This window comes from Azohydromonas aeria, from assembly GCF_009760915.1.
GTDB classification, from domain to species: domain Bacteria; phylum Pseudomonadota; class Gammaproteobacteria; order Burkholderiales; family Burkholderiaceae_C; genus Azohydromonas; species Azohydromonas aeria.
Genome location: NZ_VIDQ01000013.1, coordinates 40,925 through 61,713, shown reverse-complemented (window position 1 = coordinate 61,713; position 20,789 = coordinate 40,925). Strand labels below are relative to the sequence as shown.

The 20,789-nt window shown below is 69.5% G+C and carries 16 protein-coding genes and 4 tRNA genes; 2 read left to right on the top strand and 18 right to left on the bottom strand.

The genetic code is table 11. From position 1 onward, the window contains the following. Positions 1-143 precede the first annotated feature (143 nt). Positions 144-3,485: an Eco57I restriction-modification methylase domain-containing protein gene (locus tag FJ694_RS10600; protein WP_157266760.1), complete on the bottom strand. Its 3,342-nt coding sequence runs from the start codon at positions 3,483-3,485 to the stop codon at positions 144-146. A gap of 6 nt (positions 3,486-3,491) precedes the next feature. Here FJ694_RS10600 and FJ694_RS10595 point away from each other — a divergent pair, with 6 nt between their 5' ends. Continuing rightward, entirely contained in the window at positions 3,492-3,956 is a 465-nt protein-coding gene (locus FJ694_RS10595) for a hypothetical protein (RefSeq protein ID WP_157266758.1), read from the top strand. On the opposite strand, the gene FJ694_RS10590 is transcribed toward FJ694_RS10595, so the two are convergent. The 10 genes from FJ694_RS10590 to hemN all read right to left on the bottom strand — a co-directional run bounded on the left by FJ694_RS10590 (position 3,926) and on the right by hemN (position 15,509). Beyond that, positions 3,926-6,826, bottom strand: a complete 2,901-nt coding sequence (locus FJ694_RS10590) for a DUF8741 domain-containing protein (protein WP_198320788.1) — start codon at positions 6,824-6,826, stop codon at positions 3,926-3,928. The genes FJ694_RS10595 and FJ694_RS10590 overlap by 31 nt on opposite strands. A 2-nt stretch (positions 6,827-6,828) precedes the next feature. Next, positions 6,829-8,808 carry a hypothetical protein gene (locus tag FJ694_RS10585; protein ID WP_157266756.1) on the bottom strand — a complete coding sequence of 660 codons (1,980 nt, stop codon included), beginning with the start codon at positions 8,806-8,808 and terminating at the stop codon, positions 6,829-6,831. 233 nt (positions 8,809-9,041) lie between these two features. Continuing rightward, positions 9,042-9,117: transfer RNA gene (locus FJ694_RS10580), tRNA-His, on the bottom strand. A 59-nt stretch (positions 9,118-9,176) separates the two neighbouring features. Continuing rightward, complete coding sequence (locus FJ694_RS10575; protein ID WP_157266754.1) at positions 9,177-11,105, bottom strand: SurA N-terminal domain-containing protein; 1,929 nt, start codon at positions 11,103-11,105, stop codon at positions 9,177-9,179. 132 nt (positions 11,106-11,237) lie between these two features. Beyond that, positions 11,238-11,313: transfer RNA gene (locus FJ694_RS10570), tRNA-Val, on the bottom strand. A gap of 159 nt (positions 11,314-11,472) precedes the next feature. Further along, a tRNA-Asn gene (locus FJ694_RS10565) sits at positions 11,473-11,548 on the bottom strand. An 87-nt stretch (positions 11,549-11,635) separates the two neighbouring features. Further along, positions 11,636-11,711: transfer RNA gene (locus tag FJ694_RS10560), tRNA-Asn, on the bottom strand. 155 nt (positions 11,712-11,866) lie between these two features. Further along, entirely contained in the window at positions 11,867-13,120 is a 1,254-nt protein-coding gene (gene icd / locus FJ694_RS10555; protein WP_157266752.1) for an NADP-dependent isocitrate dehydrogenase, read from the bottom strand. A gap of 203 nt (positions 13,121-13,323) precedes the next feature. Then, positions 13,324-14,049 carry a sulfite exporter TauE/SafE family protein gene (locus FJ694_RS10550; protein WP_157266750.1) on the bottom strand — a complete coding sequence of 242 codons (726 nt, stop codon included), beginning with the start codon at positions 14,047-14,049 and terminating at the stop codon, positions 13,324-13,326. Positions 14,050-14,099: 50 nt separating this feature from the next. Beyond that, on the bottom strand, positions 14,100-15,509 hold the full coding sequence (gene hemN / locus FJ694_RS10545) for an oxygen-independent coproporphyrinogen III oxidase (RefSeq protein ID WP_157266748.1): 1,410 nt from the start codon (positions 15,507-15,509) through the stop codon (positions 14,100-14,102). 179 nt (positions 15,510-15,688) lie between these two features. On the opposite strand from hemN, the gene fnr reads away from it, so the two are divergent. Continuing rightward, the gene (fnr, locus tag FJ694_RS10540; RefSeq protein WP_157266746.1) at positions 15,689-16,426 is read left to right on the top strand and encodes a fumarate/nitrate reduction transcriptional regulator Fnr; all 738 of its coding nucleotides are present in this window, start codon (positions 15,689-15,691) and stop codon (positions 16,424-16,426) included. Between the two features lie 76 nt (positions 16,427-16,502). Here fnr and FJ694_RS10535 read toward each other — a convergent pair whose 3' ends face one another. From FJ694_RS10535 to ccoS, 7 genes are all read right to left on the bottom strand, one after another. Further along, a complete protein-coding gene (locus FJ694_RS10535; protein WP_157266744.1) occupies positions 16,503-16,766 on the bottom strand; it encodes a hypothetical protein in 264 nt (87 codons plus the stop codon). A gap of 52 nt (positions 16,767-16,818) precedes the next feature. Beyond that, complete coding sequence (locus tag FJ694_RS10530; RefSeq protein WP_157266742.1) at positions 16,819-17,118, bottom strand: nitrogen fixation protein FixH; 300 nt, start codon at positions 17,116-17,118, stop codon at positions 16,819-16,821. A gap of 225 nt (positions 17,119-17,343) precedes the next feature. Then, on the bottom strand, positions 17,344-18,261 hold the full coding sequence (gene ccoP, locus FJ694_RS10525; RefSeq protein WP_157266740.1) for a cytochrome-c oxidase, cbb3-type subunit III: 918 nt from the start codon (positions 18,259-18,261) through the stop codon (positions 17,344-17,346). Then, positions 18,258-18,455 carry a cbb3-type cytochrome oxidase subunit 3 gene (locus FJ694_RS10520; RefSeq protein WP_232539979.1) on the bottom strand — a complete coding sequence of 66 codons (198 nt, stop codon included), beginning with the start codon at positions 18,453-18,455 and terminating at the stop codon, positions 18,258-18,260. The genes ccoP and FJ694_RS10520 overlap by 4 nt, the downstream gene beginning before the upstream one ends. Before the next feature lie 24 nt (positions 18,456-18,479). Then, entirely contained in the window at positions 18,480-19,097 is a 618-nt protein-coding gene (ccoO, locus tag FJ694_RS10515; protein ID WP_157266738.1) for a cytochrome-c oxidase, cbb3-type subunit II, read from the bottom strand. A gap of 22 nt (positions 19,098-19,119) precedes the next feature. Continuing rightward, complete coding sequence (gene ccoN, locus FJ694_RS10510) at positions 19,120-20,562, bottom strand: cytochrome-c oxidase, cbb3-type subunit I (RefSeq protein WP_157266736.1); 1,443 nt, start codon at positions 20,560-20,562, stop codon at positions 19,120-19,122. Between the two features lie 14 nt (positions 20,563-20,576). Then, positions 20,577-20,786, bottom strand: coding sequence for a cbb3-type cytochrome oxidase assembly protein CcoS (ccoS, locus tag FJ694_RS10505; RefSeq protein WP_157266734.1), 210 nt, complete (start codon positions 20,784-20,786; stop codon positions 20,577-20,579). Between the last annotated feature and the right edge of the window lie 3 nt (positions 20,787-20,789).

The window sequence follows — 20,789 nt, the reverse complement described above, 5'->3', positions numbered from 1 at the left end:
CTGGCGGGCACGCGTCGGCGCGCGGCGACAGCACGCGCGCGGGCTTCGTGAAGCATTTCACTGCATCGATGGCAGGCGGCCGGATCGATCGACCCCGTAGGGCCTGGCACGCCAGCGCCGGGCCGGCGCCCGTGGGTGGCAGCTCAGCCGTTGTCGAAAAGCCCGGCGGTATCCCGGTCGGTCGCACGTCGGCACCGGATCCTGGTTCCTCCCGCGCTGGGCCGGGCGGCACCCTGCCGACGTTCTTCCAGCGCCCGCGCCTGATTCAACGCCAGCAATCGCGGGAGCAATTCCCGCCGCGCGTCGGGATGGAGCGTGAAACGCACCCGGTCCTTTTCCGGCAGGGTATCGACTTCGACGAAACCGTGTCCCAGGTCCAGGTCGTGCCAGCTGTAGGCGTCGCGCACGGCGGTATCGAGCGCGACATGCAGGCGGCGCAATTGCAGCAGCCCTTCATATCCCGCCTGGGCAATGTCCGGGGGTTTCCTGCTGACCCGGGCCACCAGCGCCGGGCTGAGGTCGCGGGCGTGGAACAGGTTGTAGATGCCGGTGAGGCCCAGCCACAAGCCGCGCATCAGGCCACGGCGGTGCTCGTGGTATTGCTCGCCGATGGCGGCCAGCACTGAATCGTCCCTTTCCCACAGGCCGTCGGGAAAGGCGAAGGTCTCGAAACACCGGGACGGCGAATAGCGCAGGTCCTGCTTGAGGGTGCCGCTGTATTTGCGGGCCCAGATCTCGTGCAGGGTGGACTGGACGACGGCGAAGAGGTCCCAGCGACTTGTGACGAACACCTTGATGGTGTGGGCAAACACAGCATCCACCGACGCCGCAGAGAAATTCAGATATTTGGTGGTTGCCGTAGCGACAAAGCAATGCGGCAGCGGTCTCAGGGCCTCATATAAATCCACCGTTGGCCGCTTGAAAAGCCACCACTTCTTTCTGAGTGCGGGTTCAGCATGACCATCACGGAAAAGCTTGACGTGCCTGACCAAGTATTCAAATGCCGCGCCATACATCGAAGAACGCACCAACGACCAATCAGAAAAATAGACAGCATGACGCCCAGGCTTCTGCAGCGGGCATTGATTCAATTCTTCTCCATTGATCAACGGCTTGACAACTTCAACACAAGCGGGATTGCGTGCCTTTATGCTCTTTGCCTCTTCTTCATTGAGCAGAAAACCATCGCCCACCCATTTTGACCCTTCGAACAGCTTTGACTTGTTGCAATAGAGCGAATGTGGAGCCGTCTCGTCATCATTCCCCTCCAATGCCGCACTGATTCGGTCAATTCTTCGTCCATCGAGCAAGCCATATTCAATCTTCCTTGCACGCTGCAAAGCCAGCAATGACACCACCAGGTTGGCCCGCCCCGGCCATTTGACCGCGCGCATTGCATAATTTATCCCGGCACCCTGACCCAGTACCCATTCCAGACCATCCTTGCGGACATCACCGTCCCGAATGGAATTGGTCGCAATGAAGGCAATGAAGCCTTCATCCTTTACCAGGGCATGCATGCGGCGCAGGAAAAACACGATCAGATCGCTGAGCCCGGCCGGCTCGTACGCCCAGCGCAAATAATTGCAAAACGAATACCCATAAACACCGCTCAAATACGTTCCACCCAGATACGGCGGATTCCCCAGCACGCAATCGAAGCCGCCCCGGGCCATCACCTCCGGAAACTCGATGAACCAGTGGAAGAAGCGCTCACGTGCCGCGATGGCCCGGGATTCGTCCACCGCCGCGCCTTGCGGCAGGCCCTCGCCGCGCACCCAGGGCCGGAATTCCGCCTCGGTCACGACTTTCTCGGCACCTTCGGCGCGCTTTGGTATGTAGAACTGCGCAACGGGGATGTTTGCCAGTTGCCGCATCAATTGAACAGCCGGAGATTGCATCAGCTCGATGAAATACGCCCGCTTGGCCTCCACCTGCTGCGGCGTGTGGTCCGGCATCGCCTCCAGCCGGCGCCAGCCCTGCAGCGCCGCATCCAGCCCCGCTTCGGCATCCGCATGGAATCGGAGTGCCTGCTGTCCCCGGCGCGCCTCGCGGTTGCGCCGGCGCAGCGCCGCGACGACCGCCCTGTCGTCACCAGGTTGCAGCGTGAAAGCCTGGTCGGGGATGCCGCGCGCGGCGACGTCCTCGCGCCGCACGCAGCCGACGATGGCGTTGCCGCACTTGACGTGGTGGTCCAGGAATCCCAGCGGCTCGCCCGGCACGTGCGCCTCGAGCCACAGCGCCACCTTGCACAGCGCCACGGCCAGCGGGTTCAGGTCCACGCCGAAGATGCACTGGCGGATCACGTCGCGCAGCGCGGTGCGCAGGGCTGCGGGCGCCGGCGGGTCCTCGCCGGTGCGCACGGTCGCCAGCTCGGTGGCGATGCGCCGTGCCGCCGCGAGCAGGATGTGCCCCGAGCCGCAGGCCACGTCGGCCACGCGCAGGTCCAGCAGCGCAGCCTCGCGCTCGGCGCGGCCGGGCGCCTGCAGCCGCTGCGCGATCAGGTGGTCCAGCGAGTGCTTCAGCAGCGGCTGCACCAGCGCGTCGGGCGTGTAGTGCGCGCCGGTGTGGGCGCGCTGCTCGCCGCGCCGGAAGTCGAAGGCCGGCTGCGCGCCCTGCCACAGGATCACCGGCTCGTACTCCAGCAGGCCCTCGTAGACGGAACCGAACTCCTCCACGTTCAGCGCGCCGTAATTGACGCGGATGAGCGGCCCGCCGCGCGGGTGCGCGTAGCTGTCGAGCGCGCGCAGCGCCGGCAGCAGCACGTCGTTGCCCAGGGCGCAGCCGGCTAGGTCGGTGAGCGCGTCGCGGCCGAACAGCTCGCCCGCCAGCGGCGCCAGGCCGAGCTGCGCGCCCGGCCCGCCGGCTTCGAACAGCGCGAAGGTGGACAGCAGCGCCGGCCACAGGTCGGCATGGCGCGCATCGGCCAGGTGGCGCCGCCCGCTCAGCCGGCGCAGGCGCTGCAGGCTGTAGTGGCGCTCGTAGACCTGCCGCTGCCGCGCCGGCGCGCCGGGCGGGAAGACCAGACCGCGCTCCTCGATCACCATCAGGAACAGCAGCCGGTACACCAGCCGCAGCAGTTGCTGGTGGAAGGCGCCTGCATCCAGCGCGCCGTCCTGCAGCCGGTCGCGCAGCGCCGCATTGGCCGGGTGCTGGAGGAAACCGTTGGCCAGGGCCTTGAGCGCGCGCTCGACCGCGCGCGACAGCCCGGCGCGGATGCGCGAGCCGGCCTCCAGCGAGTCCTGGTGGCAGCGCTCCAGCCAGCAGGCCGCACCGTCCTCGCGCCGCGCCGGCAGCCGGCTGGCATGCAGCAGCCGGTACAGCAGCGCAAAGTCGGCGAACAGCCCGTCGCCGAACAGCCGCTCCAGGTCGAACTCCAGGTACGCCGGCTTCACGAAGCGGCTGCTGGCGCGCAGCAGCCGCAGCACGCGGCCGTTGCTCGCCACGCCGTAGAGCAGCTCGCAGCGGTTGAGCACCTCCTGCACCAGGGCATGCGCCGACAGCCGCGGCGCGCCGGCGCGGCCTTCGGGGCGGCGGTCCAGCCCGGCCGGGTCGCGCCAGCCCGTCACGTGCACGGGCGACTGGCCCAGATTCGCGGCGACATGCGACAGCGGCACCGGCCGGCCGTCGAGCTCCAGGCCGTGCGGCTGGAGTTCGAGCCGCCAGCCCAGCCGCTCCAGCAACGGCAGCACCCAGAGCTGGCGCGTCTCGCGGGTGGCGGCGCCGGCGGCGGGCAGCGTGGCCAGGCGCTGCTGGAAGGCCCGCCAATGCTGGAGGGCGTCGGCCCAGGCGCGGGCGATCTCGTCGCGGACGGGCGTGCCGCCGTCCAGGCCGAAGTCGACCGGACGCTGGCCGGGCCCGTCTTCGAGCCGGTCCAGCAGGTCGGGCGAGAACAGCCCGCCCTCGATGCGCAGCGCACGCTCCATCACGTGGGCGCCTGCGGCAGCAGCACGTAGAGGCCGAGCAGGTCCAGCGGCAGCACCGGCTCCACGCGCGGGCGGCGCCGCGCGTCCACCAGCGCCGTGAAGCGCGCATGCGCGGCCGCCAGCCGCCGCGCCCGGCCCCGGGCCAGCGCGGCCAGCTCGGCATCGAGCCCCGGCAGCAGCCTCAGCTCGTGGTCCAGGAAAGCGGCGCGCGCCTGCGGCGACAGCTCGGACGCCGCGCGCGCCCGCGCCATCAGTGCACCGGCCCCGGCGGCGTCCACGAACTGGCGCTGCGCCGGCACGCCGCGCCAGCCCCACAGCAGCATCTCCTCGGCCACGAGCCGGTCGCCCTGCCCCGCCTGCTCGATGAGGTGGCGGCAGCGCAACAGCAGCAACGTGGTCTTCACGCCCACGGCCTGCGTGCGCAGCACGGCCGCGCGGGCCGCGCGCCCGTCCTGGCGCAGCAGCGTGCGCGACATCACCGCCTGGCACAGCCGCTCCACGAAGGCGTGATTGCGGCCCAGGTACGTGAAGCCCGCGGGCGTGGGCGAGTGAAAGCTCACCGGCACGGCGGCGGCCGTGTCCGCGCCCGACAGCGCCTCGCGCAGCGCGGCCGGCAGGTTGAAGGCCACGATGCGCCAGCCCGGCGCCTGCGGCGGCACCGGCACGCCGAAGAGGTCGGGCAGCGCCCGGGTGACGAAGCGCTCCACGGCGCGCGGGTCGCCGATGGCCTCGTCCATCTCGCGCAGGTCGGCCTCGATGTCCTGCGCCCGCAGCGCGTGCTGGGCAAAGAGGCTGCGCGCCGCCTCGTCCAGCCGCGCCGCGGCATCGAGTTCGCGCGCGACGCCGTCCCGCGCCGCCAGCGCCTGCGGGAAGGCGTCGAAGTCGAAGAGTTCAGCCTGCGCGCCCTGCCGGGTGCTCAGCGCGCGCTGCGGGTCGAGCAGCAGCGCCTGCGTGATGGTGGCGACGATGCCTCGGGAGTCCTCCGGGAACGGCACGCTGGCACCGGTGGCGCGGCGGATCTCGCGCACCTTGCGCAGCAGCACGTCGAGCACGATGCCGTCGATCGGGTTGTCGGCGCCGTGCAGCAGGCAGGCCTTCACCACCGGCGCCGCTTGGCCGAAGCGGTCCACGCGGCCCTCGCGCTGCTCCAGCCGGTTCGGGTTCCACGGCAGGTCGTAGTGCAGCACGGCCGTGAAGTGCGCCTGCAGGTTCACGCCTTCGCTCAGGCAGTCGGTGGCCACCAGCACGCGCAGCCGCGCGCGGGCGAGCACCTCGATGCGCTGGCGCCGCGCCTCGTCGGGCAGCTCGCTGGTGACCACCTCCAGCGCCAGCCGCGGAAAGCTTTCCCGCAGCAGCGGCGCCAGCTGCTCGCCCAGGTACTGCGCGGTGGCGACGAAGCGGCAGAACACCACCGCGCACTGCGGCGGGGTTTCGCCCAGCCAGGCCGTGAGCTGGCGCGCCGCGGCGAGCAGCTTGGCATCCTGGGCCGGGCCGGCCAGCGCCTGCAGCGCCACCTGAAACTCGCGCAGCTGGCGGCGCTGCGGCTCGGACCAGTGGGCCGGCGTCGGCAGCGACGCGTGGTCGTCCCCGGGGCCGCAGCCGGCATCCGCCACCGCGTCGGAGAACAGGTCGTCCTGCACCGTGTCCGCGCCGTCGGCCGCGGCGTCCTGCGCCCCGGCCTGCTCCCGCGCCTGCCGCCGCTCCAGCGCGCACAGGTGCGAGCGCAGCATCGCGATGCCGGCGGCCGGGCTGGACATGGCGCCGCGCAGCAGCCCCAGCGCGGCCCAGTGGTGCAGGTGCTGCGCGTGCGGCGGCTGCCGGCGGCCCGGCTCGGGGGCGATGAGCCGGCGCGAGAAGCCGATGAGCGCCTGGAACAGTTTCATATGCGGCCCCGACAGCGCGTAGCCGAGTTCGGTGGCCTCGCGCCTCGGAAACGGCGTGTCCTCGTCCAGCCAGCGTTCGACGTCGGCGCGCCGGCGCTGCACGAAGTGGGCTGCCAGCTCGCGCCGCTGCGCCGCACTGGCATGGGGCAGGTCGATGCGCCCGAAACCGGGCTCCAACAGGCCCAGCAATGATTGAAACTCCTCGCCCTTGCCGCTGTGCGGCGTGGCCGTGAGCAGCAGCAGGTGCTGCGCCGGCTTCGCGGCGATGCGGCTGACCAGGCGGTGGCGCTGCTGCTGCGCCGGCGCCGCGCCGGCCGGACGCGCGCAGGCATGGGCCTCGTCCACGATCACCAGCTCCGGGCACTGCTCGGCGAACGCGCCGCACCGCGCGTCGGACTTGGCAAAGTCGATGCTCACCACCTGCACCGGGAAATGGGCCCAGACGCTGGCGTCGCCCGGCACCTCCCGGTCCAGCCGCGCCTGCGTGCTGCTGCGCACGACCACGGCCTCCAGGTCGAGCTTGGCGCGGATCTCGGCCTGCCACTGCTCGCACAGGTGCGGCAGGCACAGCACCGCGAAGCGGCGGATGCGCCGACGCTCCAGCAGCTCGCGCACCACCAGCAGCGACTCCACCGTCTTGCCCACGCCCACGTCGTCGGCGATGAGCAGCCGCACCCAGGCCTGCCGCAGCGCCATGACCAGCGGCACCATCTGGTAGGCGCGCGGCCGGAACGACAGTTTCGCGAGGCTGCGAAACGGCCCGGCGCCGTGGCGCAGCGCCAGCCGCGCCGCGTCGTGCAGCAGCGCCGCGGTGGCGAAGTCGCCCAGGTCCGCGGCCGTGGGCGGCTCGAAGCGCGCCTCGCGCGGCACCTCGCCGCCCAGCGGCAGGAACAGGCCCGTGACCTCCTCTTCCGAGCCGTCGAGCGGTTGCAGCAGCAACAGCTCCGGGTCGGACGAGGGCAGCACGACCCAGTCGCGCCCGCGCAGGGCCACGAGCTGGCCCGGGCGGAATGCCACGGTCAGCGCGGCAGGCCGAACAGGTCGGGCCGCTCGGCCACCTTGCGCGCCAGGTCCTCGCCGTCGTGCCAGGCGAACACCTCGTCGCCGCGCGCCCACAGCGCGTCGCGCTGCGCGGCGTCGCCCTCCCTCACCGAGTGCGCGTCGTCGCAGAACACCCAGGTGTGCGGCGCGAAGTGGAAATCCGGCCGCAGGTACAGGCCCGGCACGCGCTGCCGCGCCGTGTCGGGCAGCCGCAGGCCCTGGGCGTGCAGGAAGTCGATGAAACGCCCGGCGGCGCCCGGCTCGTCCCCCAGTTCACGCCGCAAGTGCTCCAGGTGAATCGAGTATGTTGTTTCATCGACCGGCTCCGGCCGCCGCGGCGTGCCGGCCGCCAGCAGCGCCAGCGCGTCGCAGGCGGCGGACGCCTCGGCCGGGCACAGCGCCAGCGCCTGCGTCGCCACGGCCTGGAAGGCACGCGGCTTCGCCGCCAGGCGGGCCAGCGCATCGAGGCCGCCGCCGCAGGCCGCATACAGCAGCAGGCCCGGGGCATCGCCCTCGCCAAGGGCGGCGGCGGCCACCGTGCCGCGCTCCAGCCGGTAGCGGCGCTCGACGGCGGCGCGCAGCGCCTGCACCAGCGCCAGGGCCGCGTCGCGGTCCAGCCCCAGGGCCGCCTGCGGCTGCAGGTGCAGCGCGTCGGCGCGCTGCCGGGTCCACAGCCGCACCCGCCGCGACGGCTGCCCGCCCTGCGGCGTGCCGACGCTCCATTCGCCCCCGGGCAGACCCAGGCTGAAGCCCTCCTCGGCCGCGCCGCGCCAGCCGCGGCCGAGCTGCACCACCTGCGCATCGGGCACGAAGCACAGGCGCAGCAGCGTGTCCGCGCCGCACTGCACGGCCGCGTGGGTGGCGCGCTCCAGGTCGCCGTCGTCCAGCCCCAGGGCCGTCGCGACGGCAAAGCCCCGGTCGTCGGCCGCCACTCCGGCCGCGACCTCCTCGGCCCGGTAGGCCTGCGCATCCAGCAGGTCATGCAGGCGCTCGCGGGCGGCCGGGTCGGCCAGGTCCGCGCCGGACAGCGGGCACAGCTCGCGCCAGCGTTGCGCGCCCAGCAGCAGGCAGCCGGCGCGGCGGCTCAGCGTGGCCTGGGCCAGCGGTGCCGTGGCGTCCGGCGCCAGCAGCCCCGTCACCCGGTAGCGGCGGCCGGCGTGGCGCAGCAGCGCCAGCGGGCCGATCTCGCGCAGCGCGGCGGCGCGCGGCCGGGCGATGAAGCTGCCGCCGCCGCTGCGCTCCGAGGCCAGGAACACCCGCAGCGGATGCCGGCCCCGCGCGGCGCCGGGCAACAGGCCTTCGGCGCGCAGGTAGCGCCGCGGCTCGAAGCCGGATGCGCCCGCAACCGGCGTCTCGTTGCGCAGCAGCGCGAGCTGGTGCAAGGCCTCCTCGCGGCTGCGCTGCGCCTGCTGCCAGGCCGCGCTGGCCGGGCGCAGCAGCCCGTCGTCGAGGCACTGCGTGGCCTGCTCCAGCCGGCCGCGGGCGCCACGCACCAGCGCGCGCCAGGGGTCGAGCGCCTGTTCCAGGCTTTGCGGCATCGCATCCAGCGTGCGCTCGACCCAGGCCGCGTCGGACCGCTCGTCGGCGCGGCGCCCAAGCGCCCGCAGCAGCCGCGGCCAGGCCAGGTGGATGCGGGCACGGGCTTCGGCCGCCAGCGCCAGGCGGGCGAGGACCTCGGGTTGCAGCGGCAGCCCGCGCTGCTCTTCCTGGACCAGCCGCTGCAGCCCGCCCTCGCGCAGCCGCTGCGCCAGCCCGGCCTCCAGCAGCGCCCGGGCCTGCAGTTGCACGCGCAGCGAAGGGCGTTGCGCCGGTGCGTGGGCCGATGTCGATCCCGGTTCCGCAGCCGGTGCGGGCTCAACGGAAGCGGCGGATGGCGGTGCGAAGCGACCCGGGGAACTGCTGATGAGCTGCGAGAGCGCCTCGACCACCGCCCGCTGACAGGTCAGCCGGACGTCCATCACTGTTCCCTCCTCGACGAGCCAACTTTTGTATCTTTTTATTACAAGAGGGGTCGCACCCGCGATCAGGGCATGCCCTCACCCGGGCCGCGCCCGTCGAAGGGCAAGCAAGCGGAAAACAGGCAAACAGGCAAACGAAAGCCTCCCGGCGCTGCGCACGCGGGGAGGCTGAAAGGAAAGTCAGGCCCGAAAAGCGAAACGGGCGCCAGAGGCGCCCGTTTGCTGCATTTATTTGGGGTGGCTGATGGGACTCGAACCCACGACGACCAGAATCACAATCTGGGACTCTACCAACTGAGCTACAGCCACCGTCGAAGAAAAAGATTGTAGTACGAAATTCCGCGCCTGCGCAAGGGTCTGCGCGAAATTTAACGCGCCGCGCCCGAAGCGGCGGCTTCGGGCGACACTGTCACCACGGCCGGCGCGTTGACCTTGACGTTGAAGCGCTTCTTCAGCGCCTCGTAGTAGGCGCGGCCTTCCGCGGCGGACCAGGCCTGCGCGTACTGGTCCTGCAGCGCGGCCAGCGCCGGCGAGTCAGCCCTGGGCGGCTCGACCTTGAGCAGTCGCACCACCACATAGCCCTGCGGCGTGTTGATGCCCAGCAGCGCCGGCAGCTTTGAAGCGTCGGCGCCCAGCACCGCGTCCAGCGCCGCGGGCACGAGGTCGCCGCGCTCGGCGCGCGACACCGTCACGGCCGCCGGCAGCGAAGCGGCGGCAGCGTCGCCGCCGTCCTTGAGCTGCGCAAGGCGCTTCTCGCCGTCCTGGCGCGCCAGCGCCAGGGCCTGCTCCTGTATCACGCGCTCGCGCACCTGCAGCTGCACCTCCTCGAACGGCCGCGTGCGCTCGGGCCGGTGCTCCACCACGCGCGCCGAGGCGAGCTGGCTGGCGCCAACTTCCACCGCCTCGGTGTTGCGCTTGTTGCGCAGCACGTCGTTGGAGAACACCGCCTCCAGCAGCTTGGGTGATGCCAGCGCGCCGCTGGCGCCGGGCGCCGGCGTGCGTTGCACGGTGGCGGTCTGCTTCCTGATCTTGAACTTGTCGATGGCCGGCTGCAGCGAGTCCGACTGCTCGTACACCGTGTTGGTGAACTGTTCGGCGGCCTCGGCATAGCGGCTCTGCGCCAGCTGCTTCCTGACCTCGGCCTCGATTTCCGGACGCACCGCCTCGAAGGGCCGCTTCTCGCCGCCGCGCACCGCGTCGAGACGGATGATGTGGTAGCCGAAATCGCTCTCCACCACGTTGCTGATCTCGCCGGGCTTCATGGCGTAGGCCGCGTCCTCGAAGGGCTTGACCATCGCGCCGCGGGCGAAGAAGTCCAGGTCGCCGCCTTGTGCGGCGGAGCCCGGGTCCTGCGACTCCTTCTTCGCCACGTCGGCGAAGCTTGCCGGGTTCTTGCGCAGCTCGGCCAGCAGCGCCTCGGCGCGGGCCTTGGCCTTGGCGCGCTCGGCAGCGGGCTGGTCCTTGTCGGAGGCGATCAGGATGTGGCTGGCGCGGCGCTGCTCGGCCGTGGTGTAGCGCGCGGCGTTTTCCTCGTAGTACTTGCGCAGGTCGTCCTCGCTCACGCTCTGGTCCTGCTGCAGCGATTCCAGACTCAGCACCACGTACTCGATGACGGCCTGCTCGGGCGCGCGGAAGGCGGCCTGGTGGCCGTCGTAGTAGGCCTTGAGCTCGGCCTCGGTCGGGTTCACGCGCGCGGCGTAGTCGGCGGCGTTGAAGCGCTGCAGCTGCACCTGGCGCTGCTGCAGCAGCGCGTCGAAGGCCAGGCTGCGCGCCGCGGGCATGGCCGGCGCGGTCTGCGTGATGCCTTCGAACACCTGGCGCAGCGTCAGGTCGCGGCGCAGGCGCTCGGCGAACTGCGCCGAAGTCATGCCCTGCGCGGCCAGCATCTCGGCGTTGACGCTGCCGTCGGGCTTGCGCAGGAAGGCGTACTGCGGGTCGCTCACGAACAGGCGCTGCAGCCGGTCGTCGCTGATGCTCAGGTGCTGCTTGTCGGCCGCGGCCGCGAGCACGCGCTCGCGCACGAGCTGGTCCAACGTCTCGCGCTTGAACTGCGGCGAGTCCAGCAGCCTGGCATCGACGTCGGGCATCTGGCGGCGCAGCCGCTCTCCCTGCTGCTGGTTCGCCGTGTCCCACTCCTGTTGCGTGATGGCATGGCCATCCACCTCCGCCACCTTGGCGTTGCCGCCCTCGGTGAAGCGGCTGTAGCCCTGCACGCCGAAGAACACGAAGGAAGGAAAGATCAGCAGCAAGAGCAGCAGCTGCAGCAGCCGGGTATGGGTGCGAACGAAATCGAACATGGGTTCCTCGACCAGGGTCCTGGGGCCGCACGACGGGGAGCGAACGAAACGCACCGCCCTGACGCAACAAAGGCGAACCACGGTTCGCCTTTGAAGCCATCTGCTGTGCCGGCCTGTGCGCCGCCGCCGCGGTGGTGGGTGCTGAGGGGTTCGAACCCCCGACCTACGCCTTGTAAGGGCGCCGCTCTACCAACTGAGCTAAGCACCCGCGTCGGACCGAAACCGCTAGTGTACCCGGCCGCAAAGCGCCTTCCGGCAACGCCACGACCGCTGCGCGGTACACCCGCACGGACTGCGCCAACGCCCTGGCGGGCGCTGCAACAGTCCCCAAGAAAAATGCCCGCTGGCGCGGGCATTTTTCTGAATCTGGCTCCCCGACCTGGGCTCGAACCAGGGACCTGCGGATTAACAGTCCGTCGCTCTACCGACTGAGCTATCGGGGATTTGAAAGGCCACCGGCGCAACGCGCCTGCGGCATTTCTCGGTACTACTTCCCTACTGCCTTGAAGCCTTGCGACTCCAACTCTGTTTGGCTCCCCGACCTGGGCTCGAACCAGGGACCTGCGGATTAACAGTCCGTCGCTCTACCGACTGAGCTATCGGGGAACAGAGAAAGAGATTCTAGCAAGGATTTCAGACCTGGCAAGCGTTTTCATCACTTTTTTGTCTGGCGGCTCCTTGAAGGCCGCGCGGGCTCCAGGTTTGAGCCCGCAACCATCGCGCAGTCGCACCCGGCACGTCGGGTGCGACTGCGCTTCACGTCACATGTTGTCGATCATGACCTGGCCGAAGCCCGAGCACGACACCTGCGTGGCGCCCTCCATCAGCCGGGCGAAGTCATAGGTGACCTTCTTGGACTGGATCGACTTTTCCATGGCGCTGATGATCAGGTCCGCGGCCTCGGTCCAGCCCATGTGGCGCAGCATCATCTCGGCCGACAGGATCTCCGAGCCGGGGTTGACGTAGTCCTTGCCGGCGTACTTCGGCGCCGTGCCGTGCGTGGCCTCGAAGCAGGCCACCGAGTCGGACATGTTCGCGCCCGGGGCGATGCCGATGCCGCCGACCTGCGCGGCCAGCGCGTCGGAGATGTAGTCGCCGTTGAGGTTGAGCGTGGCGATCACGGAATACTCGGCCGGGCGCAGCAGGATCTGCTGCAGGAAGGCATCGGCGATCGAGTCCTTGATGACGATGTCGCGGCCCGTCTTGGGGTTCTTGAACTTGCACCACGGGCCGCCGTCGATGAGCTGCGCGCCGAACTCGCGCTGCGCCAGCGCGTAGGCCCAGTCGCGGAAGCCCCCTTCGGTGAACTTCATGATGTTGCCCTTGTGCACGATCGTCACGCTGGGCTTGTCGTTGTCGATGGCGTACTGGATGGCCTTGCGCACCAGGCGCTCGGTGCCCTCGATCGACACGGGCTTGACGCCGATGCCCGAGGTCTCGGGGAAGCGGATCTTGCGCACGCCCATTTCCTCGACCAGGAACCTGATGAGCTTCTGCGCCTTCTCGCTCTTGGCTTCGTACTCGATGCCGGCGTAGATGTCCTCGGAGTTCTCGCGGAAGATGACCATGTTGGTCTTTTCCGGCTCCTTGAGCGGGCTGGGCACGCCCTTGAAGTACTGCACCGGGCGCAGGCACACGTACAGGTCGAGTTCCTGGCGCAGCGCCACGTTGAGCGAGCGGATGCCGCCGCCCACCGGCGTGGTCAACGGGCCCTTGATCGAGACCACGTACTCCCTGAGCACGTCCAGCGTCTCGGCGGGCAGCCACACGTCGGGGCCATAGACCTTCGTGGACTTCTCGCCGGCGTAGACCTCCATCCAGTGGATCTTGCGTTCGCCGCCATAGGCCTTCTGCACCGCCGCGTCCACCACCTTGAGCATCACCGGCGTGATGTCGAAGCCGGTGCCATCGCCCTCGATGTACGGAATGATCGGGTTGTTCGGGACGTTGAGCGAGAAGTCGGCGTTGACGGTGATCTTCTGCCCGCCCTCGGGCACCTTGATGTGCTGGTACATGAATGCTCGCTCCGCTTTGGGGTTATGGAAGGAGAGGCCGTGATCTTAGTGGCCGCGGCACGCGGCATTGCGCCTTGCACAAGACCGCGCGGCGGGCTGCGGCTCGTGGCCGGCGGCCCGGGGTGGGCAGCATTGCAGCGCAGCTTGACGCGGAGTTGACGGCCCGAAGCATCGTGGCAGGCCGGGGCTGGACAAGCCTTGACTCAGCGCAGGCACCAGTCGGCGATGCGCTGCCACAGGCCATGGCCCAGCGCCCAGGCCGAGGCCGAGGCCAGGCCCAGGCCGGCCAGCCGCACCGCCCAGCCGCCCGCGACCAGGCGCGCTGCTCCGGGCGAACCCAGCCGCAGCCACAGCGCCGGGCCCAGCCACAGGCCCAGCGAGGACCCCAGCGCGAAGGCGGCCATGATCGAGGCGCCCGAAGCGGGATGCCGGCCCAGTGCCGCCACCACCAGCGCCGACTGCAGCAGCCCGCAGGGCCAGGCCACCCACGCCGTGCCGGCCAACCCGGCCTTAAGCGGACCCAGCATCGGCTGCCAGCCGCCACCTGCCGCGGTGCCAGCGGCAGTGGCTGCCGGCGCCAGCCGCGTGCCGCGGCCCAGGTTCTCGACCCACGCCGGCTGCCGCCCCTTGAACAGCAGCCACACGCCAAGGCCGAGCGCCGCGGCGTGCACCAGGGTCCACAGCGGCCGCAGCGCGGGCGTGAGCTGGGAGAACTGCGCCAGCAGCGACACGCTGCCCGCGGCCACCGCGCCCGCCGCGGCGTAGCCCAGCAGCCGTCCGAGGTGAAAGCCCGCCAGCGCCTGCTGCGGCCGCGCACCGCCACCGCAGCGCCCGGCCAACGCGGTGCAGGCCGCGCCGCACATGGCCACGCAGTGCGGCGATCCGGCCAAGCCCATCAGCAGGGCGCTCAAGACGAGGGCGACATCCATGGCCGGTCAACTGCGGGGAAAGGAACTGCGGGAGGCTTTCGGGCGAAGCCTCAGATGATCCGCGAAAAGCGTTCGCGCGTCCGGTCGGCTTGCAAATGCCTGTCGAACACCATGGCCACGCCGCGCACGAAGTACCAGCCACGCGGCGTGACCTGGATGCCGTCGGGATCGATCTCCACCAGGCCCATGTCCACCAGCGGCTGCAGCGCCGCGAGTTCCGCCGCGAAGTAATCGCGCATGCTGACCAGGTGCGCCAGCTCGATGGACTCGAACTCGACGCGGCCCTGGCACATCAGCGCCATGATCACGGCGCGGCGCACCAGGTCGTCGCGCGTGAGCGCGATCCCGCGCGCCACGGCGAAGTGGCCCTGGCGCACGGCGTCGTAGTACTCGGGCAGCGTCTTGGCGTTCTGGCTGTAGGTGGCGCCCATGCGGCCGATGGCCGAGACGCCCAGGCCGATGAGGTCGCAGTCGGGCTGCGTGCTGTAACCCTGGAAATTGCGGTGCAGCCGGCCCTGGCGCTTGGCTGCGGCCAGGCTGTCGCCGGGCAGCGCGAAGTGGTCCATGCCGATGTAGGTGTAGCCGAAGCCCAGGAAGCCCTGGATCGCGCCGCCGAGCATGCGCACCCGGTCGGCGGGTGCCGGCAGCTCGGCCGGGTCGATGCGCCGCTGCGGTTTGAAACGCTGTGGCAGGTGCGCGTAGGCATAGAGCGCGATGCGGTCCGGGCGCAACTCGCCCACGCGCTCCACCGTGCGCGCGAAGGTCTCGGGGCGCTGCAGCGGCAGCCCGTAGATCAGGTCCACGTTGAGCGACTCGAAGCCCAGCGAGCGCGCGCCCAGCACTAGGTCGCGCACGCTCTCGAACGACTGCACGCGGTGCACGGCGTGCTGCACCGCGGGATCGAAGTCCTGCACGCCGAAGCTCAGCCGGTTGAAGCCCAGGCTCGCCAGGTGAGCCAACCGCTGCCCGGTGACGGTGCGCGGATCGACCTCGATGGACAGCTCCGCGCCTGGCGCGATGCGGAAGCCGCGGCGCAGCGCGGCCATCAGGCGCTCGATCTCGGCGTCGGACAGGAAGGTGGGCGAACCGCCGCCCAGGTGCAGCTGCGACACCGCCTTGCCCGTGCCCAGCACCGCCACGTGCAGCGCGATCTCGGCCTCCAGCGCGTCCAGGTATTCGCCGGCACGGTCGTGGTGCCGGGTCACGACCTTGTTGCAGGCGCAGAAGTAGCAGACCGCCTCGCAAAAAGGGATGTGCACGTACAGCGACAATGGCGGAGTGCCGCCGACGGTGGCGCCCTGTGCACGCTGTTCCAGGGCTTGCCGGTACTCGGCCGGCCCGAAGGCCTCGACGAAGCGGTCGGCGGTCGGGTACGACGTGTAGCGGGGCCCCGGCACATCCAGGCGCTGGAGCAGGCTTTCCGTCAGGACGGGCGCGGAGGCTGAGGTTTCGCTGAGCATGGCGACACTTTGCCAAAGCTCGCGCGTGAGAACTTGACGCGGCTCAAGGTGTTCCGGCGTGTCCGCCACAAGAATGGCGCAAGTTTTGAGGCATATCATTCATGTTGAAATCCGCCGACCATCCCGATGCCGCCTGCGCGCAGTCCCAGGGCTGCCCCGGCTCTCCCACGCGAAGCAACATGAACAGCACCCTGCCGCCCATTCGCACCGAGCCTTTCAAGGTCGCCTGCTCGAGCTGCAACCTGCGTGAGCTGTGCCTGCCCGTGGGGCTGTCGCGCAACGACCTGGAGCACCTCGACACGATGGTGGCCACGCGGCGCGCGGTCGTGCGCGGCGATACCCTCTTCCGTGCCGGCGACGCGTTCCAGTCGCTCTACGCGGTGCGCACGGGCTTCTTCAAGACCTGCGTCTCGGCCGAGGACGGCCGCGACCAGGTCACGGGCTTCCAGATGGCCGGCGAACTGCTGGGCCTGGACGGCATCGGCGCCGACCGCCATACCGTGGACGCCGTGGCGCTGGAGGACTCGCAGGTCTGCGTGATCCCCTTCAGCCAGCTCGAGGAGCTCTCGCGCGAGTTCTCCGACCTGCAGCGCCAGCTGCACAAGATCATGAGCCGCGAGATCGTGCGCGACCATGGCGTGATGCTGTTGCTGGGCAGCATGCGCGCGGAGGAACGGCTGGCGGCCTTCCTGCTCAACCTGACGCAGCGGCTGCAGGCGCGCGGCTTCTCCCCGTCCTCGCTGATCCTGCGCATGACGCGCGAGGAGATCGGCAGCTACCTGGGCCTGAAGCTGGAGACGGTGAGCCGCACCTTCTCCAAGTTCCAGGACGAAGGGCTGCTGGAAGTCAAGCAGCGCCAGATCCGCATCATCGACCAGGACGGGCTGCAGAAGCTGGTCAACGGCGCCGCCTGCTGACTCGGCGGCAGCGCCCTCGCCCCAATGAAAATGGCGCCCCGCAGGGCGCCATTTCGTTTCTGGAAGGACGGGCCGCTCAGTGGCCCTGGATGCCGTGCCAACTGCCCGACGGCGTGGCCAGCGAGCGCTCCAGGGCGCCGGCCGCGGCGATCGCGGCCCAGAACAGGAAGAAGGCCAGCGAGTACACGCCCATGGCCGAGAGGTCCAGCGCAAGCGCGCCCGAGTCCAACAGGTCGCGTGGATCCACCAGCGCGAACACCAGCATCTCCAGCACCGCGGCCATCAGGAACGAGGGCCAGGCCACCATCATCACGGCTTGCACGCGAGGGGTCGTCGTCATGTGCGTTCACCTCCTGGCGTGCATTCTTGCGCCGGGGTGGCGCGCGCGTCGCCTAGCGTTGACCCGAAGACGCCGCTGCCGCTGCGGCCGCCTTTGCGGCCTCCGCCGAGGCCTTGTTGCGTGCTTCAAGCGCCGGGCGCGTGTCGCCCGCGTCCTCGGCAGGCCGCTGCGCCTGCGGCGCCGCGCCGGAACCTACCACCTCATCGGCGCCGCGGACAGCGATCACGGCCGTGATGATGCCCGCCACCACCACGGCCAGCGGGCCACCCACCACCAGCCACATCATGCGCACGCGCCACCAGGGCACGCGCTGCTGGCCGTTCTCGGGCTGCTTGTCGGTCTTGGAACTCATGAGGGAATACTGCTCCGTAGCATTGGGCTGCGCACGCGCGCCGCGTCGTCACGGCAGGCCCGGCAGGGGTTGCAAACAGGAAGTGTGGGCGATCCGGGATGCAACCCGGAAAAAGCCGCGCGCCAGAGCCGAAGACTTCGGCCTGGCGCGCAGTGTTCGCCTTGCGGTTGGCGCGGGGCTCACAGCGTGAGCCCTGCGGCAGCGCCCGCAGGAGCGCTGGATCGCTTACTGCGCCGTCGGGGCGCCGTCCTTGCGGGACAGGCTCCAGACGTAGGCGCCGAGCACGTGGATCTGCTCAGGGTTGAGGCGGCTGGCGTGCTGCGGCATGACGTTGGTCTTGCCGTTGTTGACGATGTTCATGATCGCCTGCTCGCCCCAGCCGTGCAGCCACACCTTGTCGGTGAGGTTGGGCGCGCCCACGGCCTGCATGCCCTTGCCGTCGGCACCGTGGCAGCCGGCGCAGACCGCGAACTTCTCCTTGCCCAGCTGCGCGTAGACCGCGTTGTGCGGGCTGCCCGAGAGGCTCAGCACGTAGTGGGCGACGTTGCGCACGTTCTCGCCGCCGCCGATGGCCGCGGCCATCGGGGGCATCATGCCCTGGCGACCGTTGGCGATCGTCTCCTTGATCTTGTCGTGCCCGCTGCCGTAGAGCCAGTCGTTGTCGGTCAGGTTCGGGAAGCCCTTGCCGCCGCGCGCATCCGAGCCGTGGCAACCGGCGCAGTTGTTCACGAACAGGCGCTCGCCGATGCCCATGGCCGCCGTGTCCTTGGCCAGCTCTTCAGCCGGCATGGCGACGAACTTGGCGTACACGGGCGCCATGGCGGCGCGGGCCTTCTCCTGCTCGGCCTGATACTGGCCCACCGAGGTCCAGCCGAAGGCGCCCTTGCTGGCGCCCAGGCCCGGGTACAGCGACAGGTAGATGGCCGCGAAGATGACCGTGATCACGAACAGCCACAGCCACCAGCGCGGCAGCGGGTTGTTGAGCTCCTTCAGGTCCTCGTCCCAGATATGGCCCGTCGTGTTGTCGTCGGCCATCACCTTGCGCTTGCTGGCCACCATCAGCACGAACAAGCAGAACGCAAGCCCGCCGACCACGATGCTGATCACGTACCAGGACCAGCCACTGTTGATGAAATCACTCATTTGTTGCTCCCTTGGAAGCGGGCCGCTGCCGCAGCGACGGACTCGCCATCCTCGTCGAGGAAGGGCAGCTGGGCTGCCGCTTCATGTTGGGAATGCTGACGCTTGCTGCTCCAGGTCCACAGCGCGATGCCGAGGAACAGCACGAAGCTGGCCACCGTCACGACGCTGCGCAGGGCATTGATGTCCATGTCCATCGCTGTGTGCTCCCGCTTGCCGGTTTACTTCAGCGCGGTGCCGAGCACCTGCAGGTAGGCCACGACCGCGTCGAGCTCGGTCTTGCCCTTGACGTCGTCGGCCGCCTTGGCGATCTCGTCGTCGGTGTAGGGCACGCCCACCTTGCGCAGCGCAGCCATCTTCGGAGCCACGTCGGCCGGGTTCAGCGCGGCCTTGTCCAGCCACGGGTAGGCCGGCATGTTGGACTCGGGCACCACGTCACGCGGGTTGATCAGGTGGATGCGGTGCCACTCGTCGCTGAACTTGCCGCCCACGCGGTGCAGGTCCGGACCGGTGCGCTTGGAGCCCCACTGGAAGGGATGGTCATAGACGAACTCGCCGGCCATGGAGTAATGGCCGTAGCGCAGCGTCTCGGCGCGGAAGGGACGGATCATCTGCGAGTGGCAGTTGTAGCAGCCCTCGCGGATGTAGACGTCCCGGCCTGCGAGCTGCAGCGCCGTGTACGGCTTGAGGTTTTCCACCGGCTTGGTCGTGCTGTGCTGGTTGAACAGCGGGACGATCTCGACCAGGCCGCCGAAGGCGACCGTGACCAGGATCAGCACGATCATCAGGAAGTTGCTGGTCTCGATCTTCTCGTGACCAGTCGGTTTTGCGTGTGCCATGTCGGTCTTTCCTCAATCCAGGTCAGGCAGCGTGAGCCGCGGCCAGGGGCACCGGGGTCGTCACGGCCTTGCCGCTGCGCACCGTCATGACGGTGTTCCACAGCATGATCACCATGCCGGACAGGTACAGCAGGCCGCCGAGCAGGCGAATGATGTAGAACGGGTAGGTCGCCTTGACGCTCTCGACGAAGCTGTAGACCAGCGTGCCGTCGGGGTTCACGGCGCGCCACATCAGGCCCTGCATCACGCCGGCGATCCACATCGCGGCGATGTACAGCACGATGCCGATGGTGGCCACCCAGAAGTGCAGCTCGATAGCGCGGGTGCTGTACATCGTCTTGCGGCCGAACATGCGCGGGATCAGGAAGTACAGCGAGCCGATCGAGATCATGCCCACCCAGCCCAGGGCGCCGGAGTGCACGTGGCCCACGGTCCAGTCGGTGTAGTGCGACAGCGCGTTGACGGTCTTGATCGACATCATCGGACCTTCGAAGGTCGACATGCCGTAGAACGACAGCGCCACGATCAGGAACTTCAGGATCGCGTCGTCACGCAGCTTGTGCCACGCACCCGAGAGGGTCATGATGCCGTTGATCATGCCGCCCCAGCTCGGCGCCAGCAGCACCAGCGAGAAGATCATGCCCACGCTCTGCGTCCAGTCGGGCAGCGCGGTGTAGTGCAGGTGGTGCGGACCCGCCCACATGTACGTGAAGATCAGGGCCCAGAAGTGCACGATCGACAGGCGATACGAGTACACCGGGCGCTCGGCCTGCTTGGGGATGTAGTAGTACATCATCCCCAGGAAGCCCGCGGTCAGGAAGAAGCCCACGGCGTTATGGCCGTACCACCACTGGATCATCGCGTCCTGCACGCCGGCGTAGGCCGAGTAGGACTTGAACAGGCTCACGGGAACGGCGGCGCTGTTGACGATGTGCAGCAGGGCCACGGCGATGATGAAGGCGCCGAAGAACCAGTTGGCCACGTAGATGTGGCGAACCTTGCGGATGCCCACCGTGCCGAAGAACACGATCGCGTAGGACACCCAGGTCACGGCGATCAGGATGTCGATCGGCCACTCCAGCTCGGCGTATTCCTTGCCGGAGGTGTAGCCCAGCGGCAGCGTGACGGCGGCCGCCACGATGACGAGCTGCCAGGCCCAGAACGTGAACATGGCCAGGCCCGGCGCGAACAGGCGCGTCTGGCAGGTGCGCTGCACCACGTGGTAGGACGTGGCAAACAGCGCGCAGCCGCCGAAGGCGAAGATGACCGCGTTGGTATGCAGCGGGCGCAAGCGTCCGTAGCTCAACCAGGGAATGCCGAACGTCAGATCAGGGAAGGCAAGTTGCGCGGCGATGAAGACGCCGACCAACATGCCCACCACACCCCAAAGCACCGACGCCAGTGCGAACAATCGCACTGGGCCGTCGCTGAAAACCGGACTGCCCGGTTGCGCCGCTTGAGCCATCACTGGCCTCCTTCTTAGTGAGAATCCACCCGGGGCGCATTGTTCGGCGCAGGGCTTTCGCCAAGCTTGATCACCGTCAACGCTTCCCCATCCGCATTCAAGATGCGCTCGCCTTCGCGGTCGAGTTCATCGAATTGCCCGCCATGCAGCGCCCAGCCGAAGACGCCGATGATCATCAGCACCAGCAGCGCCGACAGCGGAATGAGCAGGTACAGGATTTCCATCGT